Raw genomic sequence first — 19264 nt, 5'->3', positions numbered from 1 at the left:
CTCCATGGGACTTCTCGACGACAAGGTCGTCCTGGTCAACGGCGGCAGCCAGGGGGTGGGCGCGGCGATCGCGCGGGCCGCGGCCCGTGAGGGGGCGGTCGTGGCCGTCACCGGGCGGCGGCCGGAGCCGGGCGAGGCGCTGGTGGCGGAGGTGACGGGCGCCGGGGCCAAGGCGATGTTCGTCCGCGCCGACCTCGCCGACGCCGGGCAGGCGAAGGCGGCCGTGGCCCGGGTGGTCGACGCGTACGGCCGGGTCGACTGCCTGGTGAACTCGGCCGGGCTGACGTCCCGGGGAACGCTGCTCGACACCACGCCGGAGCTGTTCGACCAGCACATCGCGATCAACCTCAAGGCGCCGTTCTTCGCGATGCAGGCGGCCGTGGCGGACATGGTGGCACGCGAGGCACCCGGCACGGTCGTCAACATCATCACGTCGTCGGCGCACGGCGGGCAGCCCTTCCTGGCACCGTACGTCGCCGCCAAGGCGGGGTTGATCGGCCTGACGCGCAACGCCGCGCACGCCCACCGCTGGGACCGGGTCCGCATCAACGGCCTCAACATCGGCTGGACGGCGACCGAGGGCGAGGACGCCACCCAGAAGGCGTTCCACGGTGCCGGGGACGACTGGCGCGAGGAAGCCGCCGCGAAGCTGCCCATGGGCAAGCTGGGCCAGCCGGACGAGATCGCCGACTTCGTGGTCTTCCTGCTGTCGGACCGCTCCGGTGTGGTCACCGGGTCGGTGATCGACTGGGACCAGAACGTGCTCGGCGGACTCGACTGACCCCTCCCGCAGGAAACCCTCCCCCTCTTCTAGGAGCAACACCCTCATGCGTATCGGAATCCTCGGCCTCGGCCGCATCGGCGCCTTCCACGCCGAGACCCTCTCCGGCCTCGACGCGGTCGACTCCCTCGTCGTGACCGACCCGTTCGCCGAAGCCGCCAAGGCCGCCGCCGAGCGGTTCGGCGCCGAGGTCGTGGACTCGCCGGAGGCGCTGCTGGCCGCCGGGGTCGACGGGATCGTCGTCGCGGCCGCCACGGACGCCCACCCGGCGCTGATCCTGGCCGGCGTCGAGGCCGGGATCCCGGTCTTCTGCGAGAAGCCCGTGGCCCGGACCATGGCCGAGGGCGTCGAGGTGCTCAAGGCCGTGCGGGGCACGGACGTGCCCATCCAGATCGGCTACAACCGCCGTTTCGACACCGGCTTCGTCAACGCCCGTGCCGCCGTGCGCAGCGGCGAGCTGGGCACGCTGCACACGGTCCGCTCGACCACGCTGGACCCGGCGCCGCCGCCCGCCGCGTACATCGCCGCCTCCGGTGGCATCTTCCGCGACTGCTCGGTGCACGACTTCGACATCATCCGCTGGGTGACCGGGCGCGAGGTGACCGAGGTGTACGCCGTGGGCGGCAACCGCGGCGCCGAGTACATCAGGGAGGCGGGCGACGCCGACACCACCGGCGCGATCCTCACCCTCGACGACGGCACCCTCGCGGTGGTCTCCAACTCCCGTCACAACGCCCGCGGTTACGACGTCCGCATGGAGATCCACGGCTTCAAGGACTCCATCGCCGTCGGCCTGGAGGACAAGCTGCCGCTGCGCTCGGTCGAGCCGGGCGTGACCTTCCCGGCGGGCACCCCGCACGACTTCTTCATGGACCGCTTCACGGCGGCCTACCGCGCCGAACTCACCGCCTTCACCGAGGTCGTGGCCGGCACCCGCCCCTCCCCCTGCACGATCGAGGACGCGCTGGAGGCGGGCTGGATCGCCGACGCGTGCACGCTGTCCCTGCACGAGCACCGCCCCGTGACGATCGCGGAGGTGCGGCAGGCATGAGCGGCCCGGGCCGGGAACCTCTGCGCATCGGTGTGCTGGGAGCGGCGCGCATCACCGAGCGCTCCCTGATCGACCCGGCCCGGGCGACCGGCCACCGTCTCGTGGCGGTGGCCGCCCGCGACCGCGGCAGGGCCGCGGCGTTCGCCGCCGCGCACGGCGTGGCGCGGGTGGTGTCCTCCTACGCCGAGCTGGTGGCCGACCCGGAGGTCGACGTCGTCTACAACCCGCTCGCCAACGGCCTGCACGGCCCCTGGAACCTCGCCGCCCTCTCGGCGGGCAAGCACGTGCTGTCGGAGAAGCCGTCGGCGAGCAACGCCCAGGAGGCGGCGGAGGTGCGGGCGGCCGCCGGGCGGGCCGGGACGGTGTTCATGGAGGCCTTCCACTACCTCTTCCACCCGGTCACCCGCCGCCTGCACGAACTGCTGGCCTCGGGCCAACTCGGCGCGCTGCGGCACGTCGAGGCCCTGGTCGCGATCGCCGCACCGCCGAAGGGCGACCCGCGCTGGTCGCTGCCGCTGGCCGGCGGCGCCCTGATGGACCTCGGCTGCTACGGCCTGCACGCCCTGCGCATGCTCGCGCCCTGGGCGGGCGGCGCGCCTCGCCTGACGGCCGCCCGGGCCGGGGAACGGGCCGGAGCCCCCGGCGTCGACGAGTGGCTCGACGCCGACCTGGAGTTCCCCGGCGGCGCGACCGGCTCCGCCCGCTGCCACATGGCCGGTGACGGGCTGGACATGAGCATCCGGATCGTCGGCTCCCGGGGTGAGGCGACGGCACACAACTTCGTCCTGCCCCAGCTGGACGACCGCGTCGTGGTCCGCACGGCCGGGGGCGAGCGCACCGAGCATCTGGGCACCCGCTCGTCGTACACGTACCAGCTGGAGGCGTTCGCCGCCCGGGTGCGCGACGGGGCGTCCCTGCCGCTGGACGCGGACGACGCGGTGACGACGATGGAGCTCATCGACGCCTGCTACCGCGCGGCCGGGCTGGAGCCCCGGCCGCGCACCACGGTCTGAGACCGGCCGGGTCGCGGGGGGCCGAGGTCGCGCCCGAGCCCCCGTTCACGCGGCCGGGTCGCAGGGGGCCGGGGTCGCACCCGGGCCCCCGTTCACGCGGCCGGGTCGCAGGGGGCCGGGGTCGCACCCGGGCCCCCGTTCACGCGTACAGCGCCGGCCTGTCCACCAGGTCGATCTCCACCCGGCCGCCGTCCTCCAGCGCCCGCACCCCCGCCTCGCAGACCGCCGTCGCCGCGTAGCCGTCCCAGGCGCTCGGGCCGGTGACCACGCCGCGCCGGGTGGCGTCGACCCAGGCCTGGACCTCGCGGTCGTAGGCCGTCTCGAAGCGTTCCGTCCAGTCCTGGGCGATCGTGCCGCCCCAGCGGCCGGCCATGTTCGTGACCAGGGCGTGGCCGTCGCCGATGCGGGCGGTGCCGCGTTCGCAGACCAGCTCGGCCTGCACCTGGTAGCCGAAGCCGCAGTTGACGAAGATCTCGACGTCGCTGAGGGCGCCGCCGTCGGTCTCGAAGACGACGAACTGCGGGTCCTGCAGGCCGTCCGGGGCGCTGGCGGAGGGGGTGGGACGCAGCACCGTGACGGCGGTGATCTCGTGGCCCAGCAGCCAGCGGGTCGCGTCGGCCTCGTGGGCGACGGAGTCGGTGACGAGCATGGAGCTGGTGAAGAAGGGCGGGCTGGCGACGTTGCGGTGCCGGTTGTGCAGCATCAGCGGGCGACCCAGCTGACCGGTCGTCAGCAGGGCCTTCAGCTTGGCGTACTCGGGGTCGTAGCGGCGCATGAAGCCGACCTGGACGCGGCGGTGGCCGAGGCGCAGTTCGGCTTCGAGGACCCGCAGGGCGGAGGCCGCGTCGGGGGTGAGCGGCTTCTCGCACAGCACGGGCAGGTCGTGTTCGAAGGCGGCGAGCAGGGTGGCTTCGTGGGCCGGGCCCGGGGAGGCGACCAGAACGGCGTCGACGCCGTCGGCCGCCAGGGCGGCGGCCGGGTCGGTGTGGGCGGTGCAGCCGTCGACGCGGGCGGCGACGGCCTTCGCCCGCTCCGCGTCGACGTCCGCGACGGCCACCACCCGGGCTCCGCTGGTGACTTCATGGATGCGGCGCACGTGGTCGGCGCCCATCCGTCCGGTACCGATGACCGCGACTCCCAGGGGGGCGCGCTCCGTCATGGCCGTCCTTTCGGGAGGGGTCAGGCGCCGCAGGACCTCAGGAACTTGCGGGTGCGCACCGCGATCGGCAGCGGCTTGTCCGGCTCGCAGGGGTACATGTCCTGCTCGACGATGGCGAAGAGGTCCACGCCGAGTTTCTGCGCGGCCTCCAGGACCGGGCCCAGCTCGGGGACGCCGGCGGGCGGTTCGCACATCACCCCGCGCGCGACGGCCGGGCCGAACGGGATCTCGTTCTTGACGACGTCGGCGAGGATCTCCGGGTCGACCTGCTTCAGGTGCAGGTAGCCGATGCGCTCGCCGTAGGTCTCGATCAGCTTGACGCTGTCGCCGCCGCAGTAGGCGTAGTGCCCGGTGTCCAGGCAGAGGTTGACGTGCTCGGAGTCGGTCGAGTCGAGGAACTGCTCGACGTGCTCCTCGGTGTCGATGTGGGTGTCGGCGTGCGGGTGGACGACGATGTCCAGTCCGTACCGGTCCTTCACCTCACGGCCGAGGCGCTCCATGCCGGTGGTGAGGTTGCGCCACTGCTCGGTGGTGAGCTCCGGGGGCTCCTGGATCTCGGCGGTCTTGTCGTCCCGCCAGAAGGACGGGATGACCACCAGGTGACTGGCGTCCATGGCCTGGGTCAGTGCGGCGACCCGGCTGACCTGCTCCCAGGTGGAGTCCCACTCGGAGGGGCCGCGGTGCAGCCCGCAGAAGATCGTGCCGGCGGAGACCTTCAGGTTCCGCCTGGTCACCTCGTCGGTGAGCCGGGCCGGGTCGGTGGGCAGGTAGCCGTAGGGGCCGAGTTCTATCCAGGAGTAGCCGGCCTCGGCGACCTCGTCGAGGAAGCGTTCCCAGGGCACCTGCTGAGGGTCGTCGGGGAACCAGACACCCCAGGAGTCGGGGGCGGAGCCGACCCGGATGCGGTCGAGCGCGAGGGCCATGTCAGGACTTTCCTTCCGAGGACGTGGCTACGGGTGCGGTGAGGTCCCCCTCCTCGGGGAGCCCTTCGACGTCGACGCCGCGGACCTGCGCCAACTCGTGCTTGAGGGAGGCGAGTTCGGCGCCGCCGGCCATGTGGTTGGTGAGCTCTTCGAGGGAGACGTCGCTGCGGGACGCGGAGAGTTCCACGGTGCCCAGGCGCAGCACGCTGAAGTGGTCGCCGACCATGTAGGCGTGGTGGGGGTTGTGGGTGATGAAGATGACGCCGAGGCCCTTCTCGCGGGCGGCGGCGATGTACTTGAGCACCACGCCGGACTGCTTGACGCCGAGGGCGGCGGTCGGCTCGTCCAGGATGAGGACGCGGGCGCCGAAGTAGACGGCGCGGGCGATGGCGACGCACTGGCGCTGGCCCCCGGAGAGCGTGCCGATGGGCTGCTCCAGGTCGTCCAGGACGATGCCCATGTTGCGCAGTTCCTCGTCCGCGGTCTGCTTCATCTTCTCGATGTCGAGACGGCGTACGGGCCAGGGGCCCTTGGTCATCTCGGAGCCGAGGAAGAAGTTGCGCCACACCGGCATCAGCGGGACGACCGCGAGGTCCTGGTAGACGGTGGCGATGCCCTTGTCGAGGGCCTCGCGCGGGGTGGAGAAGCGCACCGGTTCGCCGTCGACGAGGAACTCGCCCTCGGTGTGCTGGTGCAGGCCCGAGACGATCTTGATGAGGGTGGACTTGCCGGCGCCGTTGTCGCCCAGGACGCAGGTGACCTTGCCGGGGTACACCTCCAGGTCGACGCCGTGCAGGGCGCGGATGTTGCCGTAGGACTTGCCCGCGCCGCGCAGTTCGACCAGGGGGCGGTCGCCGTCGGGCGGGGTGTCCTTCAGGACGGCACCGTGGGTGCCGGTTTCGTTGCTGGTCATCGCGGTCACCTCCGGGTCGCCGTGCGCTGGACCCACAGATTGATGAGGACGGCGCCGAGGAGCATCACGCCGAGGAAGGCCTTGAACCAGTCGGGGTTCCAGCCGGCGTAGACGATGCCCTGCTGCACCATGCCGAACATGAAGGCGCCGAAGACCGGGCCGATCGCGGAGCCGTAGCCACCGGTGAGCAGGCAGCCGCCGATGACGGCCGCGGCGATGTAGATGAGCTCCTGGCCCACGCCCTCGCCGGACTGCACGGTGTTGAAGGAGAACAGCTGGTGCATGCCGACGAACCAGGCGCCGAAGCCGACCAGCATGAACAGGGAGATCTTGGTGAAGGTCACCGGCACGCCGACGGCCCGCGCGGAGTCCTTGTTGCCGCCGACGGCGAAGATCCAGTTGCCGTACTTGGTGCGCAGCAGCACCCAGGTGGCCAGGGCCGCGAAGACCAGCCACCACACGACGGTGATCTTGACGTTGACGCCGCCGACCTCGAAGGTCGAGGCGAAGATCTTCTGCGCCTGGGCGAAGCCGTCCATGTCGCTGATGTCGTCGGTGGCGACGTTGCCGGTGACCAGCTTGGTGATCGCCAGGTTGACGCCCTGGAGGATCAGGAAGGTGCCCAGGGTGACCAGGAAGCTCGGCAGTCCGGTCTTCACCAGCAGCCAGCCGTTGAAGGCGCCGATCGCCAGCGAGACGAGCAGGGCGACGATCACGCCGACCCAGACGTTCATGGTGAGCTGGTAGCTCAGCATCGACGCGGTGAGCGCCGAGGTGATGACGGCGACACCGGCCGACAGGTCGAACTCTCCGCCGATCATCAGCAGGGCCACGGGCAGCGCCATGATCCCGATGGTCGACGACTGGTACAGGATGTTCGCCATCGAGCTTCCGTCGCGCACCGGCGGCGCGGCGAACAGGAAGAACACGAGCACGGCGACGGCGCCGAGGAAGACGCCGACCTCGGGCCGGGCGAGCAGCCGCAGTGCCAGCGGGCGCTGCCGGGTCCGGCCGTCGGACTGCTTGGGGCCGGGGGCCGGCGGTGTGTCCACCGCCGGCGTGGCCTGCTGGGTCATGCTCATCACCGGGTGCCCTTCGCGGCGAACTCCCCGATCTTGTCGACGTTGGACTTGTCGACGAAGGCCGGGCCGGTCAGCACGGGCTGCTCGCCGCCGCCGCTGTAGTTGCCGTTGTTCTTGTAGAGCCACAGACCGTCGACGGCCAGGTAGCCCTGCAGGTAGGGCTGCTGGTCGACGGCGAACTGGATGTCGCCGGCCTTGATGGACTTGATCAGGTCCTTGTTGAGGTCGAAGGTGGCGATCTTCGCCTTGCTGCCGGCGTCGGCGACCGACTGCACCGCGGTCAGCGCGAAGGGGGCGCCGAGGGTGACGACGTAGTCGATCGACGGGTCCTGCTTGAGCTTGGCGGTGATCGTCGACTTCACGGACGGCATGTCGGTGCCGTTGACGTTCTGCGGGTCGACCTCGCCCTCGAAGGTCTTGGCGACACCGTCGCAGCGCTGGGTCAGGCCGACGTTGCCCTGCTCCTGCATGACGCAGAGGACCTTCTTGGCGCCGACCTCGTTCAGCTTCTTGCCGAAGGCCTCGCCCGCGACGGACTCGTCCTGGCCGAAGAACTCCAGCAGGTTGAGGTCCTTCCAGTCGCTCAGGCCGGAGTTGAGGCCGACGACGGGTATGCCGGCCTTCTCGGCCTTGCCGACGACGCCCTTGAGCGCGTCCGGCTTGGCGAGCGTGACCGCGATGCCGTCGACCTTCTGGTCGATCGCGTTCTGCACCAGGTTGGCCTGGTTGCCGGCGTTGGGGTCGGCGGAGTAGATGAGCTTGATGTTGTCCTTGGCGGCCGCGGCCTCGGCGCCCTTGCGGACGGTGTCCCAGAAGGTGTCGCCGGGCGCCTGGTGGGTGACCAGGGCGACGGTCATGCGCGGCGTGGTGGCCTTGCCGGCCGAGGCGTTCGCGCCGCCTTCCTCGGACTTCTTGCCCCCGGAACTGCTGGAGCAGCCGGCGAGGGTCAGGGCCGCTGCCGCGGCGACGGCGACGACGGGCGCGAACCTGCGAGAGCGGGGGTGAGAAGAGCGGTCCATCTTTCCTGGCACCTCACTGTGCTACTGCGGGGGAAAGGAAGGGATCACGAAGGGATCCGTGGTCCCGGAGCCTTACGGAGTCCGGATCATGATGCCGCAAACCGACTGTTGCGATGGCACGGGATACAAGTCCCTGCCGCGCCCGCTGTCAATACTTTGTTAAGACATCATTTCACAAGCAGGTCCGAATGTAAGTACAAAGTATTGACAGCGCCGTCCTCCGGGACCTACACCTGGGAGGCGGCAGGTCCCGTTCCGCCACGCCCCCACCGTGTCAGGGCGTCCCGGGACCCGCATCCCCAGCTTCCCCAGGAGGTCGTGCATGGCCGGGCCAGCCCAGTATTTCGATGTGATCACGATGGGCCGCATCGGGGTCGACCTGTATCCCCTGCAGACCGGCGTCCCCCTGGCCGACGTGGAGAGCTTCGGGAAGTTCCTGGGAGGTTCGGCGGCCAACGTCGCGGTCGCCGCCGCCCGGCTCGGACGCCGTACGGCGGTGATCACACGCACCGGCGACGACCCCTTCGGCACCTACCTGCACCAGGAGCTGAGGGCCTTCGGCGTCGACGACCGCTGGGTCACCCCGGTCGCCGCCCACCCGACGCCGGTCACCTTCTGCGAGATCTTCCCGCCGGACGACTTCCCGCTGTACTTCTACCGCCGCCCCAAGGCCCCCGACCTGGAGATCCACACCGACGAGCTGGACTTCTTCGCCGTCCGCGGCGCCCGGATCTTCTGGATCACCGGCACCGGCCTGAGCGAGGAGCCCAGCCGCTCCGCCACGCTCGCCGCCCTCAAGGCCCGCGACAGGGCCGGCATCACCGTCTTCGACCTGGACTGGCGCCCCATGTTCTGGCGCGACCCCGAGCAGGCCCGCCCGTACTACCGCGAGGCCCTGCGCCACGCCACGGTCGCCGTCGGCAACCTCGACGAGTGCGAGATCGCCACCGGCGTGCGCGAGCCGCAGGCCTGCGCGGACGCCCTGCTGGAGGCGGGCGTGGAGCTGGCCGTGGTCAAGCAGGGCCCCAAGGGCGTGCTGGCCGTGCACCGGGACGGCACCCGGGCCGAGGTGCCGCCCGTGCCGGTCGAGGTGGTCAACGGCCTCGGGGCGGGCGACGCCTTCGGCGGCTCCCTGTGCCACGGCCTGCTCGCCGACTGGGACCTGGAGCGCACCATGCGCCACGCCAACGCCGCCGGGGCCCTCGTCGCCTCCCGCCTCGCCTGCTCCTCCGCGATGCCCACCGCGTCCGAGGTCGAGCACCTCCTCGCCGGGGTGCCGTCGCCGAGCCCGAGCCACTGAAACGGAGCCTTCCTTGAACATCGGCATCCCCGACCTCGCCACGGTGCGAGCCCGGCACCCCGAGGCCGTCGCCGAGGCGGCAGCCCGCCGGGCACGCCGCCCGCTGATCGGCGACAGCGGCCGGCTCATGATCGTGGCCGCCGACCACCCCGCGCGCGGCGCCCTGGGGGTCGGCGACCGGCGCCTGGCCATGGCCAACCGCGCGGACCTGCTGGAGCGCCTGTGCACCGCGCTGTCGCGGCCCGGTGTCGACGGGGTGCTCGCCACCGCCGACATCCTGGAGGACCTGCTCCTGCTCGGCGTGCTGGAGGACAAGGTCGTCATGGGCTCGATGAACCGCGGCGGCCTCGCCGGGGCGGCCTTCGAGATGGACGACCGCTTCACCGGCCACCGCGCCGAGGACATCGCCCGGCTCCGCTTCGACGCGGGCAAGCTGCTGCTCCGCATCGACTACGACGATCCCGGCTCGCTGACCACGCTGGAGTCCACCGCGCGGGCGGTCGACGCCATGGCGGCCCTGCGCCTGCCGCTGTTCGTCGAGCCGTTCCTGTCCCGGCGCGTCGACGGCCGGGTCCGCAATGACCTGTCCGCCGAGGCCGTCACCAAGTCGATCGCGATCGCCTCGGGCCTGGGCGGCACCTCCGCCTACACCTGGCTGAAGCTCCCCGTCACCGAGGACCCGGACGACATGGCCGAGGTGCTGGAGACCTCCACGCTGCCCGTCGTCCTGCTCGGCGGCGAGGTCGGCGACGACCAGGAGGGCGCCTACGAACGCTGGCGCAAGGCCCTGCGCCTGCCCACCGTCCAGGGCATGGTCGTCGGACGGTCGCTGCTCTACCCGGCCGAGGGCAGCGTGGAGCAGGCGGTGGACACGGCCGTCGGCCTGCTGTGATCGCGGAGGACGCCATGAGGTACCACCTTCCCGCCGGCCAGGCGCTCGGCGGCCCCTACACCGTCGACGTCACGCCCGAGAAGGCCGGCTGGGGCCATTCGAGCCTGCGGGTGCTTCAGCTGCCGCCCGGCGGCTCCCACACCTTCGACACCGGCGACAGCGAATGGATCGTCGTCCCCCTCAGCGGCGCCTGCACGGTCGCGTGCGCCGACGACTCCGGCCGGCAGACCTTCGGCCTGCACGGCCGCCCGGACGTGTTCAGCGCCGTCAGTGACTTCGCCTACGTGCCGCGCGACGCCCGCACGACCGTGACGTCCGCGGCCGGCGGCCGGTTCGCGCTCACCGGCGCCCGCTGCTCGCGCCGCCTGCCCGCCCGCTACGGCCCGGCCGCCGAGGTCCCCGTCGAGCTGCGCGGCACCGGCAACTGCTCGCGGCAGGTCAACAACTTCGGCGCCGCCGGGGTCTTCGAGTGCGACAAGCTCATCGCGGTCGAGGTGATCACCCCGGGCGGCAACTGGTCGTCGTTCCCGCCGCACAAGCACGACGAGCACCGGCCGGGCGAGGAGTCCGTGCTGGAGGAGATCTACTACTTCGAGTTCGCCGCCCACGACGGCGTCCCCGGCCTCGGCTACCAGCGCGTGTCCCCCTCCGGCCCGGGCCGTGACACCGACGTGCTCGCCGAGGTCCGCGACGGCGACGTCGTCCTCATCCCGGACGGCTGGCACGGCCCGTCGATGGCCACGCCCGGCCACCACATGTACTACCTCAACGTCATGGCGGGCCCGGAGGACGAGCGCGCCTGGCTGATCTGCGACCACCCCGACCACGCCTGGGTCCGCGACACCTGGCCGGACCAGCCGGCCGACCCCCGGCTCCCCCTCTACACCGCCCCGGAGGCCTCCGCATGAGCGCCCGCACCCGCCGCCTCACGACCGCCCAGGCCCTGGTGCGGTTCCTGTCCGCCCAGTACACCGAGCGGGACGGCGTGCGCCGCCGGCTGATCGCCGGGACCTGGGGCATCTTCGGCCATGGCAACGTTGCCGGGGTCGGCCAGGCGCTGGTCGAGTACGCCGACGTGATGCCGTTCCACCAGGGCCGCAACGAGCAGTCCATGGTGCACGCGGCGGTCGGCTACGCCCGCCAGCTCAACCGCCTGTCCGCGCAGGCGGTGACGACCTCCATCGGCCCGGGCGCCACCAACCTGGTCACCGGCGCCGCCCTCGCGACGATCAACCGCCTCCCGGTGCTGCTCCTGCCCGGCGACTACTTCGCCTCGCACTCGGCCGACCCGCTGCTCCAGCAGCTGGAACACCCGGTCGAGGCGGACGTCTCGGTCAACGACACCCTCCGCCCGGTCTCCCGCTACTTCGACCGGATCACCCGCCCCGAGGCGCTGATCCCCTCCGCGCTCCAGGCGATGCGCGTCCTGTCCGACCCGGCCGAGACGGGAGCGGTGACGCTGGCCCTCCCCCAGGACGTGCAGGCGGAAGCCCACGACTGGCCGGAGGAGTTCTTCGCCGAGCGCGTGTGGACCGTACGGCGCCCCGCGCCCGACCCGGTGGAACTGGCCGCCGCCGTCGAGGCGATCCGGCTCGCCGCACGCCCCCTGATCGTGGCGGGCGGCGGCGTCCACCACAGCGAGGCCGAGACGGCGCTGCGGGCGTTCGTGGAGGCCACGGGCATCCCGGTCGCCTCCACCCAGGCGGGCAAGGGCGCGCTGCGCCACGACCACCCGGCCGACCTCGGCGGCATCGGCCACACGGGCACGGCCGTCAGCGACGAACTCGCCCGCACCGCCGATCTCGTGATCGGCGTCGGCACCCGCTACACCGACTTCACCACGGCCTCCGGCACGCTCTTCCGGCATCCGGACGTGCGCTTCCTGAACCTCAACATCACCGGCTTCGACGCGCACAAGCTGGCGGCGCGCACGCTGGTCTGCGACGCGCGGACGGGCCTCGACCTGCTGCGGGAGGCGCTCGCCGGCCACCGCGTGAGCGAGGAGTACGTGGCCGAGTACCGCGCCGGCAAGGAACGCTGGGACGAGGTCGTCGCGGCCGCCTACCGCGCCGGCGACGACAGCGCCATCCCCACCCAGACGCAGGTGCTCGGCGCGCTGGACGCCGCCGTCGGCGACGACGACGTGGTGATCAACGCGGCCGGCTCGCTCCCCGGCGACCTGCACAAGCTGTGGCGCTCGCGCAGCCCGCGCCAGTACCACCTGGAGTACGGCTACTCCTGCATGGGCTACGAGATCCCGGCCGGCATCGGCGTCCAGCAGGCCGCACCGGGCACGCCGGTGTGGGCGCTGGTCGGCGACGGCACCTACCTGATGATGCCGACGGAGATCGTCACGGCCGTCCAGGAGGGCCTGCCGCTCAACGTCGTCCTCGTCCAGAACCACGGCTACGCCTCCATCGGCGGTCTGTCGGAGGAGACGGGCGGTGAGCGCTTCGGTACCGCCTACCGCTTCCGGGCCGCCGACGGCACCTTCACCGGCGCCCCGCTCCCCGTCGACCTGGCCGCCAACGCCGCCAGCCTCGGCATGGACGTCCTGCGCGCCAAGACGGTGCGCGAGCTGCGCGAGGCCCTGGCGGCGGCCCGCGCCTCCGACCGTCCGACCTGCGTCTACGTCGAGACCGACCCGGCCCCGACCGCTCCCCCGGCCGAGGCCTGGTGGGACGTGCCGGTCGCCGAGACCGCCTCCCGCGAGGCGGCCGTCGAGGCCCGCGAGCGCTACGACCGCCAGGTGGCCGCCCGCCGCCGTCACCTCTGATCCCCTTCTGACCCCCTGCGTTGATCCCTGGCTCCCCGAAAGGCCCGTGCGCACCATGAAGACCATCACCCACTGGATCGACGGCAAGCCCGTCGAGTCCACCTCCGGCCGCTTCGGCCCCGTCTACGACCCGGCCACCGGCGCCCAGGAGAAGCAGGTCGCCTTCGCGACCGTCGAGGAGGTGGACGCCGCGGTCGCCTCCGCCAAGGCCGCCTTCGACAGCTGGGGCCGGTCCTCGCTGGCCAGGCGCACGGCGATCCTGTTCAAGTACCGCGAGCTGCTGGACGCCCACCGCGACGAGATCGCCGCGCTGATCACCGCCGAGCACGGCAAGGTGCACTCCGACGCGCTCGGCGAGGTCGCGCGCGGCATGGAGATCGTGGAGCTCGCCTGCGGCATCTCGGTCCAGCTGAAGGGCGAGCTGTCCACCCAGGTGTCCTCCCGGGTCGACGTCGCCTCGATCCGCCAGCCGCTGGGCGTCGTCGCGGGCATCACGCCGTTCAACTTCCCGGCGATGGTGCCGATGTGGATGTTCCCGCTGGCGATCGCCTGCGGCAACACGTTCGTGCTGAAGCCGTCGGAGAAGGACCCGTCGGCTTCCTTCCGGCTCGCCGAGCTGGCCACCGAGGCGGGCCTGCCCGAGGGCGTCCTGAACATCGTGCAGGGCGACAAGACGGCCGTGGACCGCATCCTGGAGCACCCGGACGTCGAGGCGGTCTCCTTCGTCGGCTCGACCCCGATCGCGAAGTACATCCAGCTCAAGGCCGTCGAGCACGGCAAGCGCGTCCAGGCCCTCGGCGGGGCCAAGAACCACATGCTGGTGCTGCCCGACGCCGACCTCGACCTCGCGGCCGACCAGGCGATCAACGCGGCGTACGGCTCGGCGGGCGAGCGCTGCATGGCCGTGTCGGTGGTGGTCGCGGTCGGCGACACGGGTGACGAACTGGTGGCGAAGATCGCCGAACGGGCCAAGGCCCTGCGCATCGGGCCGGGCACCGACCCGGCGTCCGAGATGGGCCCGCTGATCACCCGCGAACACCGCGACAAGGTGGCCTCGTACGTGGCGTCGGCCGCCGAGCAGGGCGCCGAGGTGGTCGTCGACGGCACGGGCTTCTCGGTGGAGGGCCACGAGAACGGCTTCTTCCTCGGCGTGTCCCTGCTGGACCGGGTGCCGCTGACGGCGGACGCCTACCGGGACGAGATCTTCGGCCCGGTGCTGTGCGTGGTCCGCGCCGGGACCTACGACGACGCGATCCAGCTGATCAACGCCTCGCGCTGGGGCAACGGCACCGCGATCTTCACCCGGGACGGCGGCGCGGCCCGCCGCTTCCAGCTGGAGGTCAAGGCCGGCATGGTCGGCGTCAACGTGCCGATCCCGGTGCCGGTCGGCTACCACTCCTTCGGCGGCTGGAAGGACTCCCTCTTCGGCGACCTGCACGTCTACGGCAACGACGGCATCGCCTTCTACACGCAGGGCAAGGTCGTCACCACCCGCTGGCCGGACCCGTCCGACGGCGGCATCAACCTCGGTTTCCCGAGCAACTCCTGACGCCCGGAAAGGGGGGTGGATCCATGGCGAAGACCGGTGATCGGGACCGCGCCCGGGCCCGCACGGCGCCCGCACCGGCACTGGCCGCACTGGACTTCGCCCTGGACCGGGTCAGTCCCGTGCCCCTGTACCACCAGCTCGCGCAGCAGCTCCAGGCGGCGATCGAGCACGGCTCCCTCGCCCCGGGCGACCTGCTGGGCAACGAGGTCGACCTCTCCGTCCGCCTCGGGCTGTCCCGCCCCACCGTCCGCCAGGCCATCCAGTCCCTCGTCGACAAGGGGCTGCTGGTCCGGCGGCGCGGGGTGGGCACCCAGGTCGTGCACAGCCGCGTCAGGCGCCCCCTGGAGCTGAGCAGCCTCTACGACGACCTGGAGGCGGCCGGCCAGGGACCGACCACGCAGCTCGTGCGCAACGAGGTCGTCCCGGCCTCCTGCGAGGTGGCGGCGGCGCTCGGCGTGCCCGAGGGCAGCGAGGTCGCCGCCCTGGAACGCCTGCGCCGCACCCACGGCCGCCCGGTGGCGCTGCTGCACAACTACCTGCCGGTGTCCCTGCTGGCCCTCGACGACGCCCGGCTGGAGTCGACGGGCCTGTACCGCATGATGCGCTCGGCGGGCATCACCCTCCACAGCGCCCGCCAGACGGTAGGCGCCCGCGCGGCGACGCCGGAGGAGGCGACGCGCCTGGAGGAGCGCGAGGGGGCGGCACTGCTCACGATGGAACGGACGGCGTTCGACCACACGGGGCGGGCGGTGGAGTACGGAAGACACATCTATCCGGCGTCGCGGTACACGTTTGACTTCCAGTTGCTGATCCGGGCTTGACCGGCCTCCGATCCGGGTGCAGAGTCGGGGGTATACGCCGTAAACATACGGTGCCGGACCACACCTGACCGGGAGGGTCCTGGCATGGCGCGCAGGAACCGTTGGCCGACCCCCGAGAGAGCCGGCTCCTCATGGGCACCCTCCACCGTTCTCGTGACCGGAGGAGCCGGCTTCATCGGCAGCCACACCTGCGTCGAGCTGCTCGACCACGGCTACGAGGTCATCGTGGTCGACGACTACTCCAACAGCACCCCGCAGGTCTTCGCCCGGGTGGAGAGGATCGCCGGCCGCTTCGTCGGGGCGGTGTACGAGCTGGACATCCGCGATCGGAGGGCCCTCTCGGCCGTTTTCGACCGGCACAACGTGGACGCCGTGGTGCACTTCGCCTCGCACAAGGCGGGGAGCTTGTCGACGCGCATGCCGGTGCACTACTACGACACCAACGTCGGCGGCACCACCGCCCTGCTGCGGACCATGCACGACCACGGGGTGCGCCGGCTGGTCTACGCGTCCTCGTGCTGGGTGTACGGCGACGCGGGGGGCGGCCCGCTCGACGAGACCACGCCGGTGCGACCCGGCACCCCGTACGCGTCGTCGAAATGGATCTGTGAACAGATCCTCGCCGACGTCTGCCGCCGGGACCCCGAATACACGGTGCTGTGCCTGCGCTACCCGGTTCCGGCCGGCGCCCACCCCAGCGGACTGATCGGCGAGGATCCACGCCACACACCCCAGAACCTGCTGCCGTACCTCGCACAGGTCGCCGTCGGCCGGCGGGAGCGGCTCGCCGTCTTCGGCGACGACTATCCGACCAGCGACGGCACCGGGGTCCGTGACTATCTGCACGTCATGGACGCCGTGGAGGCACACCGGGTCGCCTTGGACCACCTGGACGACGAGCCGGGCATGCACGTGTACAACCTGGGCGGCGGCACGGGCAGCTCCGTCCTGGACGTCGTCTCCACGTTCTCCCGAGCCTGCGGCAGATCCATTCCGTACGACGTCGTGCCCCGCCGCCCCGGGGACGTGGCGGAGATCGTGGTCGACGCGCGAGCCGTGGAGCGCGACTGGGGCTGGCGCTCGACCCGCAGTCTCTCCGACGTGTGCCGGGACGCCTGGCGCTTCCAGCGGCTCAATCCCCGTGGTTACGTGGACTCCGCGCGGCGGCCGGGGACGAAGGGATAGAGCGCGGTCCGCCTCGCGCGGTACCGATCGGCGCGGAGGACAGGGCGAAGGCCGTCTCCACGAGGGCGATGTGACTGAACGCCTTGGGCGCGTTGCCCAGCTGCCGTCCGGTGTCCGGGTCCCACTGCTCCGCGAGGAGCCCCACGTCGTTGCTGACGGCCAGGACCCGTTCGAAGACCTCGCGGGCCCGCAGCGGATGTCCGGTCGAGGCGAGGGCGTCGGCGTACCACAGGGAGCACGAGACGAACGCGCCCTCGCGTCCGTTCAGGCCGTCCACGTCGTCCGCACCGGCGCTTCCCTGCTCGTACCGTCGCAGGAATCCGCCGTGGCCGAGCCGTCGCATGGCACGAACGGTGCCACGCACCCGCTCGTCCCCGGCCGGCAGGAAGCCCAGGCGCGGCATCAGCAAGGCCGAGGCGTCCAGCTCCGACGCGCCGTAGTACTGCGTGAAGGCCCCTTGGGCGGCATCCCACCCGTCCCGGCAGACCTGCCGGTGCACCTGCTCCCTCATGGTCCGCCACTGGTCGGAGGCACCGTTGCGGCCGAGCAGTTCCCCCATGCGCACGGCCCGGTCGGCAGCCACCCACGCCATCACCTTGGAGTGGACGAACTGCCGTCGCCGGCCGCGCACCTGCCACAACCCCTGATCGGGTTCACGCCAGTGCCGGTACAGGAAACCCATCAGAGCCTGGACCAGGTCCCACGCGTGGGCGGGCATGGGTATCCCGGCCCGCAAGGACAGGTGGAGCGCGTCCATGACCTCGCCGTACACGTCCAGCTGGAAGCAGCTGACCGCGGAGTTCCCGAACCGCACCGGGCGTGAACCCTCGTACCCGGCCAGCCACGGCGCCTCGGCCTCCGACAGCAGTCGCTGCCCCTTGACTCCGTACACCGTCTGCAGATCGGCGGGGTCACCCGCGATGGCACGCATCAGCCACTCCAGCCAGGCCGTGGCTTCCTCCCGGTAGCCGCTGCGCAGGAGGCAGGAGAGCGTCAGTGCCGAGTCGCGCAGCCAGCAGAACCGGTAGTCCCAGTTGCGTTCACCGCCGATGCAGCCCGGCAGGGACGTCGTCGGGGCGGAGATCATGCCGCCCGTGGGCGCGTAGGTGAGGGCCTTCAGCGTGATCAGGGAACGCACCACGGCGTCTCGCCACGGCCCCTCGTAACGGCACTGGGCGGTCCAGCGCTGCCAGAAGTCGCAGGTCTCCTTCAGTGCCGCCTCGGCGGGCACCGCGAGCGGGGTGGGCACCGTGGGCCGGTGCGAGGGCGACCACACGAGCGTCAGTGCCAGACGCCGGCCGGCCGGGACGGTGAAGTCCCACGCGGTGCTGGTCTCGTCGCCCCTCCTGCGCACCGGCCCGTCCGCGCCGAGCCAGACAGCATCGGGTCCGGCGACCGCGACGGTCCACTCGCCGGTGTCACGGACCCACGGCACGACCCGGCCCTGGTGGAAACGCAGCCGCATCTCGCTTCGCAGGGTCACGGCCCCGGACACGCCTTCCACCACTCGGACCAGACAGGGCAGTTGGGCGCGGGGCGGCATGAAGTCCGTCACGCGGACCGTGCCGGTCGCGGTTTCCCACACGGTGTCCAGGACGAGGGTGTCGGGCCGGTACGCCCGGCGCGTGCAGGGGCCGCCGGTGCCGACCGGCGCGACCCGCCACGAACCGTTGTCCTCCGTGCCCACGAGGGCGGCCAGACAGCTCGGCGAATCGAAGCGGGGCAGGCACAGCCAATCGACGGAGCCGTCCTTGCCGATCATGGCGGCGGTCTCCAGATCGCTGACGAGGGCGTAGTCCTCGATGGGTGCGCTCATGACGACCGTTTCCCGGCGTCTCCACGGTCACCGTTCGGCGACAGAGGCCGTTTACGACGTACGTACAGCCTCCTCCCCGGAGCGGCACCGGTCAACAGCCGGCTGCCGACGCGGACCTCGCCGTTTATGAGGTACGCGTACGGCGTGGGTGCGGCGGATATCGTCGGCAGGACAGGTGCGCCGGGCGCACCGCGATCCGAGGAGGAGCCCATGGCCGAGGCGGAACGACCGGCACGCCGCGCCAGCGATCGCGGCCGGTACGGGCGTCTGAGCCGGGAGAGGGTCCTGGCGGCCGCCCTGGCCCTGGTGGACCGGGAGGGGCTGTCGGCACTCAGCATGCGCCGACTGGGTGCGGAGCTCGGCGTCGAGGCGATGGCCCTCTACCGGTACGCCGAGAGCAAGGAGGCCTTGCTGGACGGCCTGGTCGAGGCCCTGTACCTGGAGCTGGAGGATCGGCTGGCCGCGGATCCCGCCCCCGGCGCCACGAGCGGCGGGTCTGCTTGGCGCTCCGGACTCCACCACATCGCGCGGGCCACCTACGACGTCTGCCTCGCCCACCCCCACGTGGTCCCGCTGCTCGCCACGCGCATGCTCGCGCTGCCCTTGGCGCGTCGCCCGCTCACCGTGCTCAGGCATCACGAACGGGTGCTCACGCTGCTGCGCACGAGCGCTTGCGACGACACCCGCGCGTCCGCCGTCTTCCGGGCCTACAACGCCTGGCTGCTCGGCTACGTGACCGTGGAACTGCAGCCGATGATCGACAACGCGGACGAGCCGGATCCGGCGTTCCGCCTGGGTCTGCACCGCATGCCCCCGCAGGAGCTCCCCCTGCTGCGCACCTACGCGCCGGAACTGGCCGAGCAACGCGGCCCGGAGGGGCTGACAGCCGGCCTGGACGCGCTCCTCGACCGATTCGGTCGCGCATGAACCCGTACGGAACCGTGCTCTCCACTTGACCTGACCCATCGATGACCCAAGGATGTA

17 protein-coding genes are annotated in these 19264 nt (G+C 71.8%); 11 read left to right on the top strand and 6 right to left on the bottom strand.

Annotation, left to right across the window (positions count from 1 at the left end):
• Nucleotides 1-4 precede the first annotated feature (4 nt).
• Genes ACIGAQ_RS04585 through ACIGAQ_RS04575 form a run of 3 tightly spaced genes read left to right on the top strand, consistent with a single transcriptional unit; the run spans nucleotide 5 to nucleotide 2845 of the window.
• Entirely contained in the window at nucleotides 5-781 is a 777-nt protein-coding gene (locus ACIGAQ_RS04585; RefSeq protein ID WP_399779104.1) for an SDR family oxidoreductase, read from the top strand.
• A 46-nt stretch (nucleotides 782-827) separates the two neighbouring features.
• A complete protein-coding gene (locus tag ACIGAQ_RS04580) occupies nucleotides 828-1832 on the top strand; it encodes a Gfo/Idh/MocA family oxidoreductase (protein ID WP_362282749.1) in 1005 nt (334 codons plus the stop codon).
• Entirely contained in the window at nucleotides 1829-2845 is a 1017-nt protein-coding gene (locus ACIGAQ_RS04575) for a Gfo/Idh/MocA family protein (RefSeq protein ID WP_399779102.1), read from the top strand. The genes ACIGAQ_RS04580 and ACIGAQ_RS04575 overlap by 4 nt, the downstream gene beginning before the upstream one ends.
• 139 nt (nucleotides 2846-2984) lie before the next feature.
• On the opposite strand, the gene ACIGAQ_RS04570 is transcribed toward ACIGAQ_RS04575, so the two are convergent.
• The 5 genes from ACIGAQ_RS04570 to ACIGAQ_RS04550 are packed head-to-tail and all read right to left on the bottom strand — an operon-like array spanning nucleotide 2985 to nucleotide 7941.
• The gene (locus ACIGAQ_RS04570) at nucleotides 2985-4004 is read right to left on the bottom strand and encodes a Gfo/Idh/MocA family protein (RefSeq protein WP_399779100.1); all 1020 of its coding nucleotides are present in this window, start codon (nucleotides 4002-4004) and stop codon (nucleotides 2985-2987) included.
• A 20-nt stretch (nucleotides 4005-4024) separates the two neighbouring features.
• Complete coding sequence (locus ACIGAQ_RS04565) at nucleotides 4025-4927, bottom strand: sugar phosphate isomerase/epimerase family protein (protein WP_399779098.1); 903 nt, start codon at nucleotides 4925-4927, stop codon at nucleotides 4025-4027.
• A 1-nt stretch (nucleotide 4928) separates the two neighbouring features.
• The gene (locus ACIGAQ_RS04560; RefSeq protein ID WP_311687007.1) at nucleotides 4929-5840 is read right to left on the bottom strand and encodes an ATP-binding cassette domain-containing protein; all 912 of its coding nucleotides are present in this window, start codon (nucleotides 5838-5840) and stop codon (nucleotides 4929-4931) included.
• A gap of 5 nt (nucleotides 5841-5845) precedes the next feature.
• Entirely contained in the window at nucleotides 5846-6922 is a 1077-nt protein-coding gene (locus tag ACIGAQ_RS04555) for an ABC transporter permease (RefSeq protein ID WP_383336071.1), read from the bottom strand.
• On the bottom strand, nucleotides 6922-7941 hold the full coding sequence (locus ACIGAQ_RS04550; protein ID WP_383336070.1) for a sugar ABC transporter substrate-binding protein: 1020 nt from the start codon (nucleotides 7939-7941) through the stop codon (nucleotides 6922-6924). The genes ACIGAQ_RS04555 and ACIGAQ_RS04550 overlap by 1 nt, the downstream gene beginning before the upstream one ends.
• Before the next feature lie 322 nt (nucleotides 7942-8263).
• Between ACIGAQ_RS04550 and iolC the strand changes: the two genes are divergently transcribed.
• The 7 genes from iolC (at nucleotide 8264) to galE (ending at nucleotide 16464) form a co-directional block, all read left to right on the top strand.
• Complete coding sequence (gene iolC, locus ACIGAQ_RS04545) at nucleotides 8264-9241, top strand: 5-dehydro-2-deoxygluconokinase (RefSeq protein WP_399779095.1); 978 nt, start codon at nucleotides 8264-8266, stop codon at nucleotides 9239-9241.
• Between the two features lie 13 nt (nucleotides 9242-9254).
• Nucleotides 9255-10133, top strand: coding sequence for a deoxyribose-phosphate aldolase (locus ACIGAQ_RS04540; RefSeq protein ID WP_383336068.1), 879 nt, complete (start codon nucleotides 9255-9257; stop codon nucleotides 10131-10133).
• A 14-nt stretch (nucleotides 10134-10147) separates the two neighbouring features.
• Entirely contained in the window at nucleotides 10148-11041 is an 894-nt protein-coding gene (gene iolB / locus ACIGAQ_RS04535) for a 5-deoxy-glucuronate isomerase (RefSeq protein WP_399779093.1), read from the top strand.
• Nucleotides 11038-12909: a 3D-(3,5/4)-trihydroxycyclohexane-1,2-dione acylhydrolase (decyclizing) gene (gene iolD, locus ACIGAQ_RS04530; RefSeq protein ID WP_399779091.1), complete on the top strand. Its 1872-nt coding sequence runs from the start codon at nucleotides 11038-11040 to the stop codon at nucleotides 12907-12909. Before iolB ends, iolD begins: the two co-directional genes overlap by 4 nt.
• Nucleotides 12910-12964: 55 nt before the next feature.
• Complete coding sequence (locus ACIGAQ_RS04525) at nucleotides 12965-14458, top strand: CoA-acylating methylmalonate-semialdehyde dehydrogenase (RefSeq protein ID WP_362282773.1); 1494 nt, start codon at nucleotides 12965-12967, stop codon at nucleotides 14456-14458.
• A 23-nt stretch (nucleotides 14459-14481) separates the two neighbouring features.
• Nucleotides 14482-15279: a GntR family transcriptional regulator gene (locus ACIGAQ_RS04520; protein WP_399779088.1), complete on the top strand. Its 798-nt coding sequence runs from the start codon at nucleotides 14482-14484 to the stop codon at nucleotides 15277-15279.
• A gap of 84 nt (nucleotides 15280-15363) precedes the next feature.
• On the top strand, nucleotides 15364-16464 hold the full coding sequence (gene galE, locus ACIGAQ_RS04515) for a UDP-glucose 4-epimerase GalE (protein ID WP_399779086.1): 1101 nt from the start codon (nucleotides 15364-15366) through the stop codon (nucleotides 16462-16464).
• On the opposite strand, the gene ACIGAQ_RS04510 is transcribed toward galE, so the two are convergent.
• Nucleotides 16412-18280: a glycoside hydrolase family 15 protein gene (locus tag ACIGAQ_RS04510; protein WP_399779084.1), complete on the bottom strand. Its 1869-nt coding sequence runs from the start codon at nucleotides 18278-18280 to the stop codon at nucleotides 16412-16414. The genes galE and ACIGAQ_RS04510 overlap by 53 nt on opposite strands.
• Before the next feature lie 210 nt (nucleotides 18281-18490).
• Between ACIGAQ_RS04510 and ACIGAQ_RS04505 the strand changes: the two genes are divergently transcribed.
• Nucleotides 18491-19207 (top strand): TetR/AcrR family transcriptional regulator, encoded by a 717-nt coding sequence (locus tag ACIGAQ_RS04505; RefSeq protein WP_399779082.1) that lies wholly within the window; start codon nucleotides 18491-18493, stop codon nucleotides 19205-19207.
• Nucleotides 19208-19264: the final 57 nt, after the last annotated feature.

It is taken from the genome of Streptomyces sp. NPDC085932 (assembly GCF_044540525.1).
Classification (GTDB): Bacteria; Actinomycetota; Actinomycetes; order Streptomycetales; family Streptomycetaceae; genus Streptomyces; species Streptomyces levis.
This window is presented reverse-complemented; position numbering and strand designations above follow the sequence as displayed.